12 protein-coding genes are annotated in these 15,437 nt (G+C 72.2%); 4 read left to right on the top strand and 8 right to left on the bottom strand.

The features are described 5' to 3' along the window. Positions 1–7 precede the first annotated feature (7 nt). The 5 genes from AC068B_RS19135 to AC068B_RS19115 all read right to left on the bottom strand — a co-directional run bounded on the left by AC068B_RS19135 (position 8) and on the right by AC068B_RS19115 (position 6,958). Positions 8–2,056 (bottom strand): ATP-binding protein, encoded by a 2,049-nt coding sequence (locus AC068B_RS19135; RefSeq protein WP_478672759.1) that lies wholly within the window; start codon positions 2,054–2,056, stop codon positions 8–10. A gap of 89 nt (positions 2,057–2,145) precedes the next feature. Further along, on the bottom strand, positions 2,146–3,711 hold the full coding sequence (locus tag AC068B_RS19130) for an FAD-dependent oxidoreductase (RefSeq protein ID WP_478672758.1): 1,566 nt from the start codon (positions 3,709–3,711) through the stop codon (positions 2,146–2,148). Beyond that, a complete protein-coding gene (locus AC068B_RS19125) occupies positions 3,708–4,436 on the bottom strand; it encodes a class I SAM-dependent methyltransferase (protein WP_478672756.1) in 729 nt (242 codons plus the stop codon). Before AC068B_RS19125 ends, AC068B_RS19130 begins: the two co-directional genes overlap by 4 nt. 1 nt (position 4,437) lies before the next feature. Then, the gene (locus AC068B_RS19120) at positions 4,438–5,685 is read right to left on the bottom strand and encodes a lycopene cyclase family protein (protein WP_478672755.1); all 1,248 of its coding nucleotides are present in this window, start codon (positions 5,683–5,685) and stop codon (positions 4,438–4,440) included. A gap of 118 nt (positions 5,686–5,803) precedes the next feature. Next, on the bottom strand, positions 5,804–6,958 hold the full coding sequence (locus tag AC068B_RS19115; RefSeq protein WP_478672754.1) for a MerR family transcriptional regulator: 1,155 nt from the start codon (positions 6,956–6,958) through the stop codon (positions 5,804–5,806). Between the two features lie 139 nt (positions 6,959–7,097). On the opposite strand from AC068B_RS19115, the gene AC068B_RS19110 reads away from it, so the two are divergent. Continuing rightward, positions 7,098–7,727, top strand: a complete 630-nt coding sequence (locus tag AC068B_RS19110; protein WP_478672752.1) for a sigma-70 family RNA polymerase sigma factor — start codon at positions 7,098–7,100, stop codon at positions 7,725–7,727. 10 nt (positions 7,728–7,737) lie between these two features. Here the strand turns inward: AC068B_RS19110 and AC068B_RS19105 are convergent, their stop codons facing one another. Then, positions 7,738–9,246, bottom strand: a complete 1,509-nt coding sequence (locus AC068B_RS19105; protein ID WP_478672751.1) for an FUSC family protein — start codon at positions 9,244–9,246, stop codon at positions 7,738–7,740. A 359-nt stretch (positions 9,247–9,605) separates the two neighbouring features. Here AC068B_RS19105 and AC068B_RS19100 point away from each other — a divergent pair, with 359 nt between their 5' ends. After that, a complete protein-coding gene (locus AC068B_RS19100; RefSeq protein ID WP_478673270.1) occupies positions 9,606–10,022 on the top strand; it encodes a hypothetical protein in 417 nt (138 codons plus the stop codon). Here AC068B_RS19100 and glgX read toward each other — a convergent pair. Both glgX and AC068B_RS19090 read right to left on the bottom strand, forming a co-directional pair. After that, positions 10,003–12,138 (bottom strand): glycogen debranching protein GlgX, encoded by a 2,136-nt coding sequence (gene glgX, locus AC068B_RS19095; protein WP_478672750.1) that lies wholly within the window; start codon positions 12,136–12,138, stop codon positions 10,003–10,005. The genes AC068B_RS19100 and glgX overlap by 20 nt on opposite strands. A gap of 141 nt (positions 12,139–12,279) precedes the next feature. Further along, complete coding sequence (locus AC068B_RS19090; protein WP_478672749.1) at positions 12,280–12,855, bottom strand: pep a2; 576 nt, start codon at positions 12,853–12,855, stop codon at positions 12,280–12,282. Positions 12,856–13,126: 271 nt separating this feature from the next. On the opposite strand from AC068B_RS19090, the gene AC068B_RS19085 reads away from it, so the two are divergent. Together AC068B_RS19085 and AC068B_RS19080 are read left to right on the top strand one after the other, a co-directional pair. Beyond that, positions 13,127–13,396 (top strand): DUF5133 domain-containing protein, encoded by a 270-nt coding sequence (locus tag AC068B_RS19085; RefSeq protein ID WP_478672748.1) that lies wholly within the window; start codon positions 13,127–13,129, stop codon positions 13,394–13,396. Positions 13,397–13,403: 7 nt separating this feature from the next. After that, positions 13,404–15,410, top strand: coding sequence for an alpha-1,4-glucan--maltose-1-phosphate maltosyltransferase (locus AC068B_RS19080; RefSeq protein WP_478672747.1), 2,007 nt, complete (start codon positions 13,404–13,406; stop codon positions 15,408–15,410). The last annotated feature ends 27 nt before the right edge of the window (positions 15,411–15,437 follow it).

Here is a 15,437-nt window from a genome sequence, read left to right as displayed (position 1 = left end):
GGGCGCGTCACACCCCGCTGGAGAGGCGCCCTTCGACCGCCAGGGTGACGACGGCGCCGGTGTCGGCCTCCATGCCGCGTTGGAACGCCTGCTCGAAGAGCGTCTCGCCCACGGTGGCGCGGGCCGTCTGCCAGCACGTCTCGCGTACGTCGCGCAGTTCGGGCATGCCCCGTTGGGTGTGTCCCACCGAGCGCCAGCACGACTCGCCCGCACCGGAGAGCAGCGCGGCCGTCTCCCCCTGGCCCTGTGCCGCGGCCGCCGCGGCCAGCAGGTCCATGCCGAGCGCGATGCCGAAGCTGTCCCCGACCCGGCGTTTGCCCGCCAGCATGGCGCGGGCGCACTCGGTGGCCCGCTCCGGTTCGCCCTGGATGAGCGCGATGAGCGCCAGCTGGTAATCGCTGTAGGCCCGCGTCCAGCACTCGTCGCGCGCCGCGCAGCCCGCCCGCAGCGAGGCGGCCTTGCTCGCCGCCTCCGTCAGCCGGCCGAGACCGGTGAGGGCGAACACCTCGACGAGATGGCAGCGCAGGACCGAGGGCGAGGCGAAGGGTGATGCCGGTGCCTGCCGGAGCGCGTCGACGGCGACCGTGTGCGCCTTGTCGGCCCGGCCCGACAACAGGTGGGTGATGCCCAGCAGATAGGCGGCCGCGAGGCGTCCTTCCGCGTCGTCCGAACGTGCCGCGTCCCGTGCGCACCGGCGGCCGAGGTCCGTGGCCGTGCGGTGGTCTCCCTGCAACAGTACGGCCACCCCCAGCGCCCACTGGGCCTTGGCCCGTTCCGGGGTGTGGGACGGGGAGAGGGGCAGGGCCCGGGTCAGATAGGCGCGTGCCTCGCGGAGGTGGCCGCAGCAGCTCCAGAAGAAGCCGACCAGGCCCGCGAGTTCCACGGCCCGGTGGGGCGCCGTGTCCATGAGGTGGTCGAGGGCGGCGCACAGATCGGTGTGGGCCTCCCCGATCGTCCGGTACCAGGCGGCCTGGTCATGGCCCAACCAGCCCGCGTCGGCGGACCGGGCCAGCGCGAGGAAGTACGCGGCGTGGCGGTTCCGGACGGTCTCGCGCTGCTGGAGCTCGCCGAGCCACATCCAGCCGTAGTCGCGGACGCTGCCCAGGAGCCGGAACCGGCCGTCCGGCCTGCGGGTGACCACCGACTTGGCCGTGAGCCCGCGCAGCGCGATCCCGACCGCCTCCGCGGACATCGGCCCCCCTGAGCAGACGCTGCGGGCGGAGTCCTCGTCGAAGGTGTCCCGGAAGACCGAAAGACGCGCCCAGAGCAACCGCTCCAGCGGATCGCAGAGTTCGTGGCTCCACCCCATGGCGGTGCGCAGGGAGCGATGGCGGCGGGGCCAGACGGGCCGCACGGCCGTCAGCGTGGGCTCCTGCGCGTGCAGACGGCTGCGCAGTTCCTTGAGGGTGTGGTGCATGACTTGTCCGGCGGCGAGCTCCAGGGCGAGGGGGACGCCGTCGAGCAGTCGGCAGACCTCCTCGGCGTCCTCGTCCTGCTGCGCGGTCCGCATGCTCAGGGCGGGAGCCACGGCGACGGCACGGTCGATGAAGAGCGCGAACGCGTCCCCTTCATGGGGCAGCGGGTCGACCTCGATGACGGTTTCGGCGGGCATGTCGAGCCGCTGCCTGCTGGTGACCAGGACGGTGAGCCGCGGGCAGACCGTGAGCAGCTCGCCGAGCAACTCGCGGCAGGCGGCGACGAGGTGCTCGCAGGAGTCGAGCACCAGCAGGATCCGCCGGTCGGACAACCAGCCGCAGAGCGCCTCGAGCGGTCTGCCGTGCGTGTGGTCCGCGAACCCGACGGCTTCCGCGACGGTCTCGACCAGCCGCCGCTCGTCCGGCAGGGCTCCCAGATCGGCCCAGCGGGCCTCGCCCAGCGCCTCGGACTCCGGGTCCGACAAGAAGCGGAGGGTGTGGGAGGCGAGCCGGGTCTTGCCCACGCCCCCCGGTCCGGTGAGGGTGGTCAGCCGATGCGTGGTGAGGGCCGGAACCAGCCGCTCCCGCTCGGCCGCCCGCCCGACGAACAGGTCGTCGGGCTCCGGAACGCTGCCTGCCATGCGGACACTCTCCACCGGTCGTCTGGATGTCGGATCGGGTGATCACCCGGTCGCGTGATCACTGGGGCGGCGTTCTCGGCCTCAGGCTCTCATGTGCCGACCAGCCGGTTGAGTGCCCGCAGCGCCCGCACCCGCCCCCGGTCCGGGACCGACCACAGTGTCTGGCCGCTCAGCCCCCAGCGTGCGAGCAGCGCGTTCGCGGCGAGGAATCCCGTCGTCACGGCACGCTCCATCAGGGCGGCGGGCAGCTCGGCGCGGACCAGGTCGCCCGCGACCGTCAGGGCCGGGTCCGCGGTGTGCACGGTGGGCCGGTCCTGGTAGCCGCCCACCTCGAACAGCGGGCAGTCGGCACGCCATTCGTGCCGCTCGTCCACGATCTTGGCGTCGCGCGTCTCGGGGTAGAGGCGCTGCAACTGCACCCGCAGGCGTTCCTGTTCCGCTGTCCGGTCGGTGCCCGACTCCACCGCGTAGGCGTGCAGTTCGACCACCGAGCCGCCGGTGCGGGCGACCCAGCGCAGGGCCTCGCCCTCCCACCGTTCCAGCACGCTGACGTTGTCCAGGGGCCCGAATCCGCTGGTTCCCATGAACCCCGGGCGGTCGGCGGCCACGGGGCGGTCGAGCCACAGCCGGGAGACGAGGAAGGGCGGGGCGGTGCGCAGCCGCATGATCCGCTCCCGCCACTGGCGGTCGGCCAGCCGGGGCGACCGTGCGACGACGTGTTGCAGGCCCGCCGTGTCGAGGGCGAGCACCACGGTGTCGTGCTGTGTTCCGCCGTTCTCGGTGGTGACGCGGAACCCGCCGCCCGGTGCCGGTTGCAGGCTCTCCACCGGGTCCCCGGTGCGGATGTCGACGCCGTGACCGGTGAGGTAGTCGGCCAGCGGCTCCCAGAGGGCCGCCGGGAAGGGTTCCTGCGGTACGTCGAAGAGCAGACCCTCGCTGGAGCCGAGGAAGTAGATGTGGAACATGAGGGCGAGTTCGGCGGCCGAGAGCTGGCGGGGGTCGGCGAAGAAGCTGCGGGAGAACACCTCGAAGGCCAGGTGGTGGGCCGCTTCGGGGAACCGGATGCGTTCGAGGAGCTCCTGCGCGCTGGTGCGGTCGAGCTGCCGGTAGATCTCGGGGACGCGCACATCCATCAGGGGCAGTGCGGCGCGGGGGTTCATCCGGGCCATGTCGCGCACGCCGAAGGTGGGGCTCAGCGCGGCGAAGCCGAGTGCGCTCCACGGCGGGGTGCGCGGCACCTTCGCGAAGCTGTCCCGGAATCCCGCGCTGTGCCGCAGCGGATAGTCGGGCAGGCCGGTCAGCGTGGTCAGGCCGGGGTCCACCCGGCGCAGCAGGCCGCGCAGGTTGTAGTACTGGCGGAAGAAGGCGTGGAAGCCACGGGTCATGGTGGCCGTGGAGCCGTCGGCGAGCTCGATGGGCCAGCCTGCGAGGCGGCCGCCCAGCTGGTACTCGCGCTCGTACAGGGTCACTTCGACGCCGCGTTCGGCCAGGGCCGTGGCGGCGGCCAGACCGGCGAGGCCGCCGCCCACGACGGCCGTCGTGCGGGTCTGGCCCTGCGGCACGCGCGCGAGTCCTGACGGGGCCTGCCACACCCGGGCGCGGCGGTCGCGGCCGCGGCGGGCCGCCGCGGCCGGTGCCGTGACGTGACGGTTCATCGGGCCGCCTCGCCGGAGTCGTCGGCCGAGGCCAGCACGGTGTGCACGATGCCGGTCTGCCAGCCGGGCATCGGCAGGACGCGTACGCGGGTGAACCCGGCCCTTCGGGTGCGTGCGGCGAACGCGTCGGCGGTGTCGAAGCCGGACACGCTGCGGAACAGATGCCGGTAGAGGGCGCCGTCACCGGCCAGGGTGCCCGCGGGCTGCACCACCGCTTTGCAGACGGCCGTCCACACCAGACGGTCCGTCAGGCGCCCGCTGAGGGTGTATTCGTGCACGGCCAGTCGGCCGTTCGGGGCGAGCAGCGCGCGGACCGTGGCGAGTACGGCGTCCGGGTCGGCGAGGTTGCGGAACAGGTAGGCGGCGAAGACCGCGTCGAAGGGGCCTTCCACGCCCGCCTGTTCGAGCCCTTCGGCGGGGGCGTGCACGAACGTCACGGTGGGCGGCCAGGGCTTGGCCTCGGCGCGCTCCAGCATGCCCGCCGACGCGTCGACCGCGACGATCTCGGCCAGCGGCGCGACGCTGCGCAGCGCCGCCGTGGAGGCGCCGGTGCCGCAGCCCAGGTCGAGCAGCCGCAACCCGGCTCCGGCACCTGGCAGTTGCAGCCGCCGGGCGGAGCGGCGGAGGTGCGCGTGGTAGCCGGGGTTGGCCGCGACCAGCCGGTCGTAGGTGCGGGCGGCGTGGTCGAACGCGGCGGACAGCGTGTCGTCGCGCAGCACGGTCATCTCAGTTCTCTTTCCGGTCGGCCGACCCGGGCGCGGGGGTGGGGGTGGGGGCTGAAGCGGGGGCGTGGGCCCGGTACTTGGGCAGCCGGGGCAGCTCGGCGGCCGTGCACAGCATCGGGCCCACGGGGGTGTGCAGGCCGATCGTCAGGTCCTCGCGGACGCTGGTGCGCCCGTCGAGGAAGCGGAGCAGCCGCTCCATGGGGACCTGGCGGAAGAGGCGGGTGAAGAACGACGCCCCGCTCACCCGGCCGGTGTCCAGGGCACGCAGCAGTACGGCGTCCATGGCCCGTGACCGCGCCGAGTGCGCGGGGGGCGGTTGTGGGGTGCGGCCCCGGTGGTAGGCGGCGGCGATGGCGCGTGTCTGTCGCTGGATGGCGGCGAAGGTGTACCCGGTCGAGGGCCGGGTCGCGCCGCCCGCGGTGCCGATGCGGAAGACGGAGCGTCCTGCGCGGCGCGGGAAGCGCGCGTCGGTCATGGGGATCACGCCGTGCTCCACGCGGACGACTTCGTGGGCGCCGAGGGCCAGTTCGTGTGTCAGGTACTGCCTCAGCGCCTCGTCGTACGCCTCGTCGTCGAGGACCTGGCGGGAGAACTCCGTGTACTCGATCAGGGCCTGGTGCGGGCTGGTGGGCAGCACGTAGGCGAAGGAGAGGCCGTGCGAGGGCTGGCGGGTGCGGAAGTCCATCAGGTCCGCGACCAGGGGGTCGAAGGCGGGCCGGTCGGTCGTGACGAACCACCCGTGGAAGTGCTGCAGCAGCGTGGTCCTGCCCGGCGGCAGGACTCTCAACGGGCGCGAGTCGAACACCCATCGGGCGCACAGCGTCAGGGGGCGCCCGCCGGGTGTGCGCGTGTGGACCTCGGCGCCGTTGCCGACGTCGCGGATCTCCTCGACCACCGCCTCCAGGCGTGCCACGTTCGACTCGTCGGCGAGGCGGTCGCCGACGAGGGACTCGAAGGAGCTGGAGCGCAGCATCTTGTAGCGCAGCGGGGCGGGCGAGGCGGCGACGGCGGCGCCGTCGGGGGCGCGGACGCGCAGGGTGTCCCAGACGGCGGTCAGGGCGGCGTCGAACTCGCCGTGCGGCTCCTCCCAGAAGCACCAGGTGCGCTCCGCGGGCTTCAGCGGCCCCGCGGGCGCGTCGACCAGGACCACCGACGGCGTCCGGCCACCGGGACGGCCGACAGCCAGCCGGTAGGCGAGCGACAGGCCCGCCGCACCTGCCCCCACGATGGCGATGTCCGTGTCCTGCATGAAGCCCCTCGCCGGTCGTCCGCCCATGCCCAGCTTTCCGCACGGGACCGCCACTTGGATGCACCGACGGCGCGGAGATCCGTCGGACGTCCCGTCGGAGGGTCCCGAAGGAAGGTCCCTAGGCGCGGCCGTTGCGCAGGTCGGCGAGGACCTCGCGGGCCGAGGGCAGGGCGTCGGCCGTGCGGTGGGGCGTGCTCAGGAGGGTGACGGCGTCCCGGAGGCTGGTGCAGCGGGCCAGCCCGGTGAGCGCGGCCCGTCCCCAGCCCGGCCCCGACGGCAGCACGAGGGCGCGCCTGCGGGCCCCCGCGGGCCCCCACTCCATGGCCGCCACCCGGCGGGCGACCGCCTCCCCGGCCGTGCGACGGGCCTGCGACCAGAGCACGACGGCCGCGGGCCCGGTGCGCCGCACCGCGGCGACGAGCACCTCCGCCGGAACGGCCGCACCCAGCATGCGGGTCGGCACCCCCTCCTCACCCAGGGCAGCGTTGAGCGCTTCCAGAGGCAGGGTGTGCTGCTCGTCCGCCATGCAGGCGAGCAGGACCGGGGAACTGTCGATGAGGGGTGCGGTGTGCGGCCGGAGCAGCGGGGCACTGCGCAGGGTGGTGGAGATGTGCCAGGACAGGAGGTGCTCGACCTCCACATAGCGGTCGTCCGACAGCTCCCACTTGCGCCCCACCGCCCGCAGCGTCGGCACCATGACCTCTTCCCACACGGGTACGAGACCGTGCTCACCGACCAGCGCATTCAGCCTGCTCTGCACCTCGTGCGCGTCCAGCCGGACCGCGGCGCGGGCCAGGCCGCGGCACTCCTGACGCACGTGACCGAGGGGCAGCGCGGTGCTGGCGTTGCGGTGGCGCCGTCGGAGCGGCGGGGCTCCGAACCCGGCCGACGGCTGGGGTCCCTCGGGTCCCTCTCCTCCCTCCGGAGAATCGTTTCGCGCTGCGGCAGCAGGGGGCGGCTCAGGAGCCGGGGCAGCTACGGCTCCCGTGGCAGGTACGGCTCGCGCAGCCGGTGCGGACCTCTTGACCAGGCGTGCCGCCTCCGCGGGCGGGATGCCGCTCGCCGTGAGCCTGCACATGTGTTCCAGCATGGCGATGTCCTGGGGCGCCCAGCGCCGGTGGCGCCCCTGCGGACGGACCGCGGGCCCCAGGCCGTAGCGGCGGTCCCAGCTGCGCAGCGTCGTCGGCGAGACGCCCAGGCGCCGGGCGACGGCTCCCGAGGTCATCGCGGCCCCGGGCGGCCCCGGCGGCTCCGTGCCTGCTGAATCGTTCATGCCCTCCAAAATACGACGCAGAATCGATGCACGTTGCTCGACCCGCTGCCCGCGCGAAGGATCGGCACCAAGCCGCCTGCCCGCGCCGGACCACCCCGGGGCGGAAGAAGCGGTGCCCCTGCAGAAGGAGCCGCCGCCCATGATCGCCAGCCGACCGGTCGCCGAGAGCCGTCCCGCCCCCCTGCCGGGCCGCGCGGCCGACCGGGACGAGGAGGACCTGGCCACCGGATTCGTGGCAGGGGACGAGGCCTGCCTGGCCGTCGTCCATCACCGGTGGGCCGCGCTGGTGAACTGTGTCGCCCGGCGCTCGCTCGGGGATGCGCGGGAGGCCGAGGACGTGACGCAGCAGGTGTTCATCGCCGCCTGGCGCGGCCGGGCCGGTTACTCCCCGAGCCGCGGCACCCTGGCGGGCTGGCTCATCGGCATCACCCGGCGCAAGGTCGCCGACGCGCTGTCCGCGCGCACCCGTCGGGCCGCCCTGGTGGACGCCGCGGGCGCGGCGCTCGCCGTGCGCACCGAGGAGGCGTACTCCCTGGACGGCGTGCTGGACCAGCTGCTCGTCGAGCACGAACTGGCCCGCCTGCCGTCACCGCAGCGCAAGGTCCTGCGCCTGGCGTTCTACGACGACCTCACGCAGCCCCAGATCGCCGTCGTCACCGGCTGGCCCCTCGGCACGGTCAAGAGTCACGCCCGGCGCGGCCTGCTGCGCCTGCGCCACGCCTTCGAGAACGGCGGCGACCCGGACACCGGCGGCCCGCTCCGGACCTGAGGTTTCGGGGTCAGGCCCCCAGCAACGGAGCGCGTCCCGACCTCTGGAGGGGGGTGGCGAGGTCGACCAGGGCCCGCTCCAGGCTGTGCAGATGCGCGAGGGCGGGCTCCATGACGGCGTGCGGCAGGTCGGCGACGGCGCTGACCTCGGCGGGTGCCGCCTGCTGCGTGGTCAGGGCCTCGACCGCGACCTCGACACGGTGGCACGCGGCGGCCAGCCGGGCGTCGTGCGACGCCTCCGGATCGGCGGCGACGGCGGCCAACCCCCGTACCTCGCGCGCACAGTTGTCGAGCAGCGCGACCACCTGAAGGGCGCGCCCCTTCCGGGTCTTCAGCGGGCTGAGCGGATGCACGAGCGGCGCGAGGGACATGCGCACGCGCCCGAGGATCGCTTCCAGTTCGGTGATGCGGCGGGCCGGGTCGGCGGACTCCGTGCCCGCGAGCCGTGCGGCCGCTTCCTTGGTGCAGTCGTGCACGCAGCGGAGCGCCTTCTCGATCCAGGCCTCGGTCGTGGCGTGCGTGGTGATCGGCAGCACGAGCAGCACGGCGATGACCGCGCCGAGGGCGCCGATGCCGGTCTCGGCGAGCCGCAGCGTGAGCAGGCTCGCGTCCAGCACGCCGAGCAGGCCGTACAGCGACCCGGCGAGCACCGTCACCGAGAGCATCATCCAGGTGTAGGACACCGCGGCCGTGTAGAAGATGCCGAAGACGCCGATCGCCACGAGCAGGGCGCTGGGAACGGGCGAGCCCTCAAGGGGTACGACGAGGACGAGGCCCGCGGCCATCCCGATCAGCGTGCCGAGCACTCGCCGGAAGCTGCGCACGACCGTCTCGCCGCGCGAGGTGGTGTTGACGAACACCCACCATGTGGCTCCCACTGCCCAGTACCAGCGCTCACCGGAGAGCAGCTGCCCCACGGCCAGCGCGAAGGCGCCGCCCGCGGCCGCCTGGATCGCCTGCCGGGTGGTGGCCCTGGCCAGTCCCCCGGCGGCCTGCGGAGCGGGCGGTACGGCGCCGGGCGGCAGCCTGCGCTCGTAGCACCAAAGACCGAAGCGCACGGTCGATGAAGCCGCGAGCGAGAGCAGGACCGCGACGAAGAGCTGGGGCAGCTGCGCCGGCTCGGTGTGGAGGAACTGGCTGATGAAGAAGGTCATGAAGGCGAACACGCCGAGCGAGTGCCCGCGCGGCCCCCACCGCCGTGCGTACACGCCGAGGCCCATCACGGCGAGGAAGGCGAGGTCCCGCGCCACCGGAATGGCGTGCAGTGACGCCGCGATGGCCAGCACGGGGAACCCGACGGCGGGCAGCAGCGCCGTGGTGATCGCCTGCCCCCGCACTGTCGTGTCCGTGACGGTGAAGAGGGCGAGGAGCGCGGCGAGCCCACCCGTGATCGCGGCGACGAGCGAGTGTCCGGCCAGACCGCACACGACCACTGCCAATGAGATGCCGAGTACGGCCCTCGAAGCGAAGCGCCACCGGATTCCTCCCGGATCCGGTGCCACGAACACCTTCTTCAGCAAAACTCCGCCGCCCCTTCCGTGCCCGTCTCGATCTGCCCGCATGAAAAAGGCGCCGCGGAGATCCGCAGCGCCATCGACAGGTCCATCAGACCATCTCATCACCATCTGGCTCAACCGAGCCCCTCACGGCTGGTCCATTGGCCCACTCAATCGCGCCGCCTCCGACCACGACCAAGCCAACGGCCCATGCGGATCGCCGCACCGGCGGCGGTGACAGGGGCAGCGCCTGTTGCAGGACGGTGACATTGCGAGGACAACGCAAACGGGAGTTCAGCCGTCTAATCAGTCGTGATTGGCCCCAATGGGAAATAGCGCACCTTCTGCGTGAACTCCCCATGTCCTTACGGAAAGGCATCTCCATGATCGTCACCAAGCGGCACTCCCTGCGCATCGCTGCCGTGGGCATCATCGGCGCGGTCTCCGTCGCCATGGCGAGCACCGCCGCCACGGCCGCGACCCCGGCCACGCACCCCGCTTCCGTCGCGCAGAAGGCCCCGGCCGCGACGGCCAAGATCACCGCGAAGCCCTCGGTGAAGTCCGTCAAGGCGTGGCAGCTGTTCCGCGTCACCGGCACCGCGACCGGCCTGAAGCCGGGCAGCAAGGTGACCCTGCAGCAGAAGCAGCGCGGCCAGTGGGTCTCCCTGCCCGCTTCCGCCCCCGTCGCCCGCAACGGCGCCTACTCCCTGGGCGTCAAGCTCGGCCTGAAGGGCAAGAACGATCTGCGCGTCGTCAACAAGTCGACGGCCTCCCCCGTCTTCAACGTGACCGTGCGCTGACAGCGGTGACGCGGGCGGGGCGGGACAACAGGAGCAGGCTGTAGGGCTCCAGGCAGACCTCGGCGTCTGCCTTGTGTTCCACCTCGTCCGCCACCCCCAGTGGCTCCGAGGTGTCGATCTGCGCGGTCCAGCGCTCGCCGTACGCGGCGTCCGGCAGGACGAAGAGGACCGGTTCCCGGTAGCTGTTCAGCAACAGCAGGAAGGAGTCGTCGACCACGGGCCTGCCGTGGGCGTCGGGCTCCGCGATGGCGTCGCCGTTGAGGAAGACGCCGACGGCGTGCGCGTCGGCGCGCCGCCAGTCCTGGTCCCTCATCTCCAGCGCGTCGGGCCGCAGCCACACCAGGTCCGGGAGCGGCTGGCCCCGGTGCGTGGCCGTGTCACCCCGGAAGAAGCGGCGTCTGCGCAGGACGGGGTGGGCGAGCCGGAGCCCGATGGCCCGGCGGGTGAAGCCGATGAGGTCGCGCTGCTCGTCCGTGAGGTCCCAGTCGATCCAGGAGAGCTCGCTGTCCTGGCAGTAGGCGTTGTTGTTGCCCTGCTGGGTGCGGCCGAGTTCGTCGCCGTGGGCGAGCATCGGAATGCCCTGCGAGAGCATGAGGGTGGCCAGGAAGTTGCGCTGCCGACGCGCGCGGAGCCGACGGATCCCCTCGTCCTCGGTGGGCCCTTCGACGCCGCAGTTCCAGGAGCGGTTGACGTTCTCGCCGTCCTGGTTGTTCTCGCCGTTGGCCTCGTTGTGCTTGTCGTTGTACGAGACCAGGTCGCGCAGGGTGAACCCGTCGTGCGCGGTGACGAAGTTGACGCTGGCGCGCGGGCGGCGGCGGTCGTGCTGGTAGAGGTCCGACGACCCGGTCAGCCGGGAGGCGAATTCGGCGAGCGTGTGGTCGGCGCCGCGCCAGAAGTCCCGTACGGAGTCGCGGTACTTGCCGTTCCACTCCGACCACAGGGGCGGGAAGTTGCCGACCTGGTATCCCCCGTCGCCGACGTCCCAGGGCTCGGCGATCAGTTTGACGCGGCTGACAACGGGGTCCTGCTGGACCAGGTCGAAGAACGCCGACAGCCGGTCCACGTCGTGGAACTGCCGGGCGAGCGTGGCCGCCAGGTCGAAGCGGAACCCGTCGACGTGCATCTCGGTGACCCAGTACCGCAGCGAGTCCATGACCAGCTGGAGCACGTTGGGGTGGCGCATCAGCAGGCTGTTGCCGGTGCCGGTGGTGTCGAAGTAGTGCGCCGGATCGTCCTCCGCCAGGCGGTAGTACGAGGCGTTGTCGATGCCGCGGAAAGCGAGGGTGGGACCGTTCTCGTTGCCCTCGGCGGTGTGGTTGTAGACCACGTCGAGGATCACTTCGAGCCCGGCCTGGTGCAGCGCCTTGACCATGGACTTGAACTCGGTGACCTGCTCGCCGCGCGAGCCGTGTGCCGCATAGGCGTTGTGCGGGGCGAAGAAACCGATGGAGGTGTAGCCCCAGTAGTTGGACAGGCCGCGGTCGCGCAGGAACCCGTCCTGCACGTACTGGTGGACCGGCATCAGTTCGATCGCGGTCACCCCCAGGGACGTGAGGTGCTCGATCACCGGCTCGGTCGCGAGGCCCGCGTACGTGCCGCGCAGCGCCTCGGGCACGCCGGGGTGCGTCCGGGTCAGTCCGCGTACGTGTGCCTCGTACACCACCGTGTCGGCGTACGGGCGCCTCGGCGCCCTGTCGCCCTCCCAGGAGAAGAACGGGTCGGTCACCACCGAGAGCGGGGTGTGGCCCGCGCTGTCGGCCCGCCCCGGCCCGTCGGCCGCACGCTCGAAGAGCGCCGCGTCGTTGTCCATCTGGCCCTCGACGGCCCTGGCGTAGGGGTCGAGGAGCAGCTTGGCCGGGTTGCAGCGGTGGCCTGCCGCGGGGTTCCAGGGGCCGTGCACCCGGTAGCCGTAGCGTCGGCCGGGGCCCACTCCGGGCAGGTAGCAGTGCCAGACGAAGCCGTCGACCTCGGAGAGGGTGACGCTGCGGTGCGTGCCGTCGTCGTCGAAGAGCACCAGGTCGACGCGCTCGGCAATCTCGCTGAACAGGGCGAAGTTGGTCCCCTCGCCGTCGTAGGTGGCGCCGAGGGGAAAAGGGGTGCCGGTCCAGGTGCGCACGCGACTGCCTCCGTACGGAAGGGGATTGCGGATCGGGCCGGACACGCTGCGCCGGTCGCGGCCGCCCGTTCGGGGGCCGCAACCGGTGCGTCGCGCCGCCGCGCGGGGCCGATGCGCGGGGCCGGTACGCGGGACTGACGGTCACACGACCGCGACAGGGCCCTCCGCTTCGGCCGTGGCGGCCGCAACCGCAGCTTCAGCGTCGGCTTCCGCATCCGCATCCGCACGGGCATCCGCATCGACGGGGCCCGCGAAGGCGGCGAGGGCGGCCTCGCGGGGCAGCTCCAGTGCCTCGCGCAGGCTGGGTGCGGGCGTCGTGGGGGCCAGCGGGGCGCGTTCGGGCGCCCGGACGCGGCGCGAGAACCAGATGATCTTGCCGTGGGTCGCCGGGAAGCTGCCCCAGCCGTCACTGAGGGCGGCGATCTGCGTCAGACAGCCCTGCGGCCCGTAGTGCCGCCGGGGGAGGTCACGGTTGCTGTCCGACACGGCGGTGATGAGGTGCTGGCCGTTCCACCACATCTCCACGACGGTCTTCTTGTCGGCTCCGTGCTCCTCGACCTCATGGAGCAGAACCCCGGTGCAATGGCAGACGGAGTCACTGAGGACCCCCAGCCCCCAGTGTCGTAGATGCGCGGTCAGAATGCGCCTGACCTGGTCGATCCGCTCCGGGCTTACCTCGACGTCGAGGTGGTAGTAGCAGGGGATCGCGGATTTCATTGCTCTTGGCTCCTCTCGGCGAAGCTGGGCCGCTCCACCTCGGCCTCGACCGGCCGAGCCCCGAACACGAAACGTGAGCACTGATCACTACTGAGTCATTCTCAGCGTGAGAGCGCTACTCCATTTGCGCAACACGAGGCACAGGCGAGCTCGAACGCACCGCACCCCGACAGCCCCCAGTAGTTGAATCTCTAACAGGACGTTGCGTGCCCCTGCGTGCACGATGAGTCAGGTGCACCGCACGCCGTCGCAGAGGTAAGGGGTGACCAGCGTGAAGCTGCCTCCCGCCAGAGCTGACGTCGCACGGCATCTGCGCCAGTACCGGGCCTGGCAGCGACTGCTGCTCGCCCACCCCGCCGACCGTTCCGCGCGGATGCACTTCGAGGACGCCGCGCACACGTTGTGCGTGGTGATGGGCGAGTGCAAAGCACGGGAGGCCGCCGACGCGGCCGAGCTGTATCTCCGCCCACGCGCACCACACGAACCCGGCGTAGGAGGGACCGATGACGTCAGCTTCGGAGATAACCTCCGGCCCCCCTGATCCGTCCATGCCGGTGCCCGAGCCCGTCCCCGTACCCGTCCTGGATGTCCGGCCCGCCGTCGACTGCGGGCGTCGCCCCGCGAAGGCCGTCCCCGGCGAGATCTTCCAGGTCACCGCCACTGTCTTCACCGAGGAGCACGGAGCGGTCGGCGCCGACGTCGTACTGCGGGGGCCCGGCGGACGCCCCGGGCCCCGGACCCCGATGCGCGAGCTCTCCCCGGGCAGTGACCGCTGGGGCGCGGAGGTCGCTCCGGACGCCGAAGGACGGTGGACCTACTGGGTGGAGGCCTGGGCGGATCCCGTCACGGACTGGCGGCGCGCCGCCGAGATCAAAGTCCCTGCGGGTGTCGACGCCGGGCTGATGCTCGAAGAGGGTGCGCTGCTGTACGAGCGGGCGGCGCTCGCGGCGTCGGCAGGCGCGGGAAGGCAGGCCCTGCTGGCCGCGGTCGCCGCGCTGCAGGACGAGGATCGGCTCCCGGCCGCGCGTCTGGCGGCCGCGCTCGCTCCGGAGGTGGACGCGGTCCTTGCGCGGCACCCTCTGCGCGAACGGCTCTCGCGCTCGCAGGCACTGCCCCTGCTCGTGGAGCGGCAGCGGGCTCTCTACGGGGCCTGGTACGAGTTCTTTCCGCGCTCGGAGGGCGCCCGCGTGGAGGAGGGGGCGCCGCCCGTTCCCGGGACCTTCCACACCGCCGCCGAGCGGCTGTCCGCCGTGGCGGCCATGGGCTTCGACGTCGTCTATCTGCCGCCGATCCACCCCATCGGCACCACCTTCCGCAAGGGCAAGGACAATGCGCTCTCCGCCGGTCCTGACGACGTGGGCGTGCCCTGGGCGATCGGCTCGCCGGAGGGCGGCCACGACGCCGTGCACCCGGATCTGGGGACGCTCGACGACTTCGACGCGTTCGTGCGCCGCGCCGCCGACCTCGGCCTCGAAGTCGCCCTGGACTTCGCGCTGCAGTGCTCGCCGGACCACCCCTGGGTGGAGAAGCACCCCGAGTGGTTCGCCCATCGCCCCGACGGTTCCATCGCGTACGCGGAGAACCCGCCGAAGAAGTACCAGGACATCTATCCGATCAGCTTCGACAAGGATCTGCCGGGGCTGATCGCGGAGACCGTGCGGCTGCTGCGCTTCTGGATGGGGCACGGCGTGCGCATCTTCCGTGTCGACAATCCGCACACCAAGCCCGTCGCGTTCTGGGACCGGGTGCTCGCCGAGGTCAACGGGCGCGACCCGGACGTCGTCTTCCTCGCGGAGGCCTTCACCCGGCCGCCCGTCGTACGAGCCCTGGCGCAGGCCGGTTTCCAGCAGTCCTACACGTACTTCACCTGGCGGAACACCAAGCAGGAGCTCACCGAACATCTGACCGAGCTCTCCGTCGAGACCGCCCCGTACCTGCGCCCCAATCTGTTCGTGAACACGCCGGACATCCTGTCCGGGTACCTCCAGGACGGCGGCCGCGCCGCCTTCGAGGTGCGGGCCGTGCTCGCCGCGACGCTCGCGCCGAGCTGGGGCATGTACGCGGGCTACGAACTGTGCGAGAACACCCCGGCCCGGGCGGGCCGCGAGGACTACCTGCACTCGGAGAAGTACCAACTTCGGCCCAGGGACTGGGAGTACGCCGAGCGTGCGGGCCATTCGCTGGCCCCGCTGATCACGGCGCTCAACCGGATCCGGCGCGATCACCCGGCTCTGCGGCTGCTCAGGAACCTTCGTTTCCACGAAGCCGACAACGACGCGGTCATCGTCTACAGCAAGCGCGCGGGACAGGACACGGTTCTGGTGGTCGCCAACCTCGACCCTCACCACCCCCAGGAGGCCACGGTCTCGTTGGACATGCCGCAACTCGGCCTGGAATGGCACGAGTCCGTGCCGGTGCGCGACGAGCTCACCGGCGAGACCTACCACTGGGGCAGGGCCAACTACGTGCGTCTGGAACCGGGCCGCGCCCCCGCGCACATCCTCACGGTCCTGCGACCGTCCTCACCGTTGATCGGAGGGTCATCCACACCATGATCGTCAATGAGCCCGTCCAGGACACCT

The sequence above is a fragment of the Streptomyces sp. NPDC042371 genome (genome assembly GCF_056437465.1).
The sequence above is the reverse complement of the archived record's forward strand: the minus strand, read 5'-3'. Positions and strand labels throughout refer to the sequence as shown.

Excerpts from the sequence above, each read along its gene's own strand:
- AC068B_RS19120 (WP_478672755.1), bottom strand. The coding sequence starts at position 5,685 with ATGCAGGACACGGACATCGCCATCGTGGGGGCAGGTGCGGCGGGCCTG.
- AC068B_RS19090 (WP_478672749.1), bottom strand. The coding sequence starts at position 12,855 with ATGAAATCCGCGATCCCCTGCTACTACCACCTCGACGTCGAGGTAAGC.
- AC068B_RS19125 (WP_478672756.1), bottom strand. The coding sequence starts at position 4,436 with ATGACCGTGCTGCGCGACGACACGCTGTCCGCCGCGTTCGACCACGCC.
- AC068B_RS19080 (WP_478672747.1), top strand. The coding sequence starts at position 13,404 with ATGCCGGTGCCCGAGCCCGTCCCCGTACCCGTCCTGGATGTCCGGCCC.
- AC068B_RS19100 (WP_478673270.1), top strand. The coding sequence starts at position 9,606 with ATGATCGTCACCAAGCGGCACTCCCTGCGCATCGCTGCCGTGGGCATC.
- AC068B_RS19115 (WP_478672754.1), bottom strand. The coding sequence starts at position 6,958 with ATGAACGATTCAGCAGGCACGGAGCCGCCGGGGCCGCCCGGGGCCGCG.
- AC068B_RS19135 (WP_478672759.1), bottom strand. The coding sequence starts at position 2,056 with ATGGCAGGCAGCGTTCCGGAGCCCGACGACCTGTTCGTCGGGCGGGCG.
- AC068B_RS19130 (WP_478672758.1), bottom strand. The coding sequence starts at position 3,711 with ATGAACCGTCACGTCACGGCACCGGCCGCGGCGGCCCGCCGCGGCCGC.
- AC068B_RS19110 (WP_478672752.1), top strand. The coding sequence starts at position 7,098 with ATGATCGCCAGCCGACCGGTCGCCGAGAGCCGTCCCGCCCCCCTGCCG.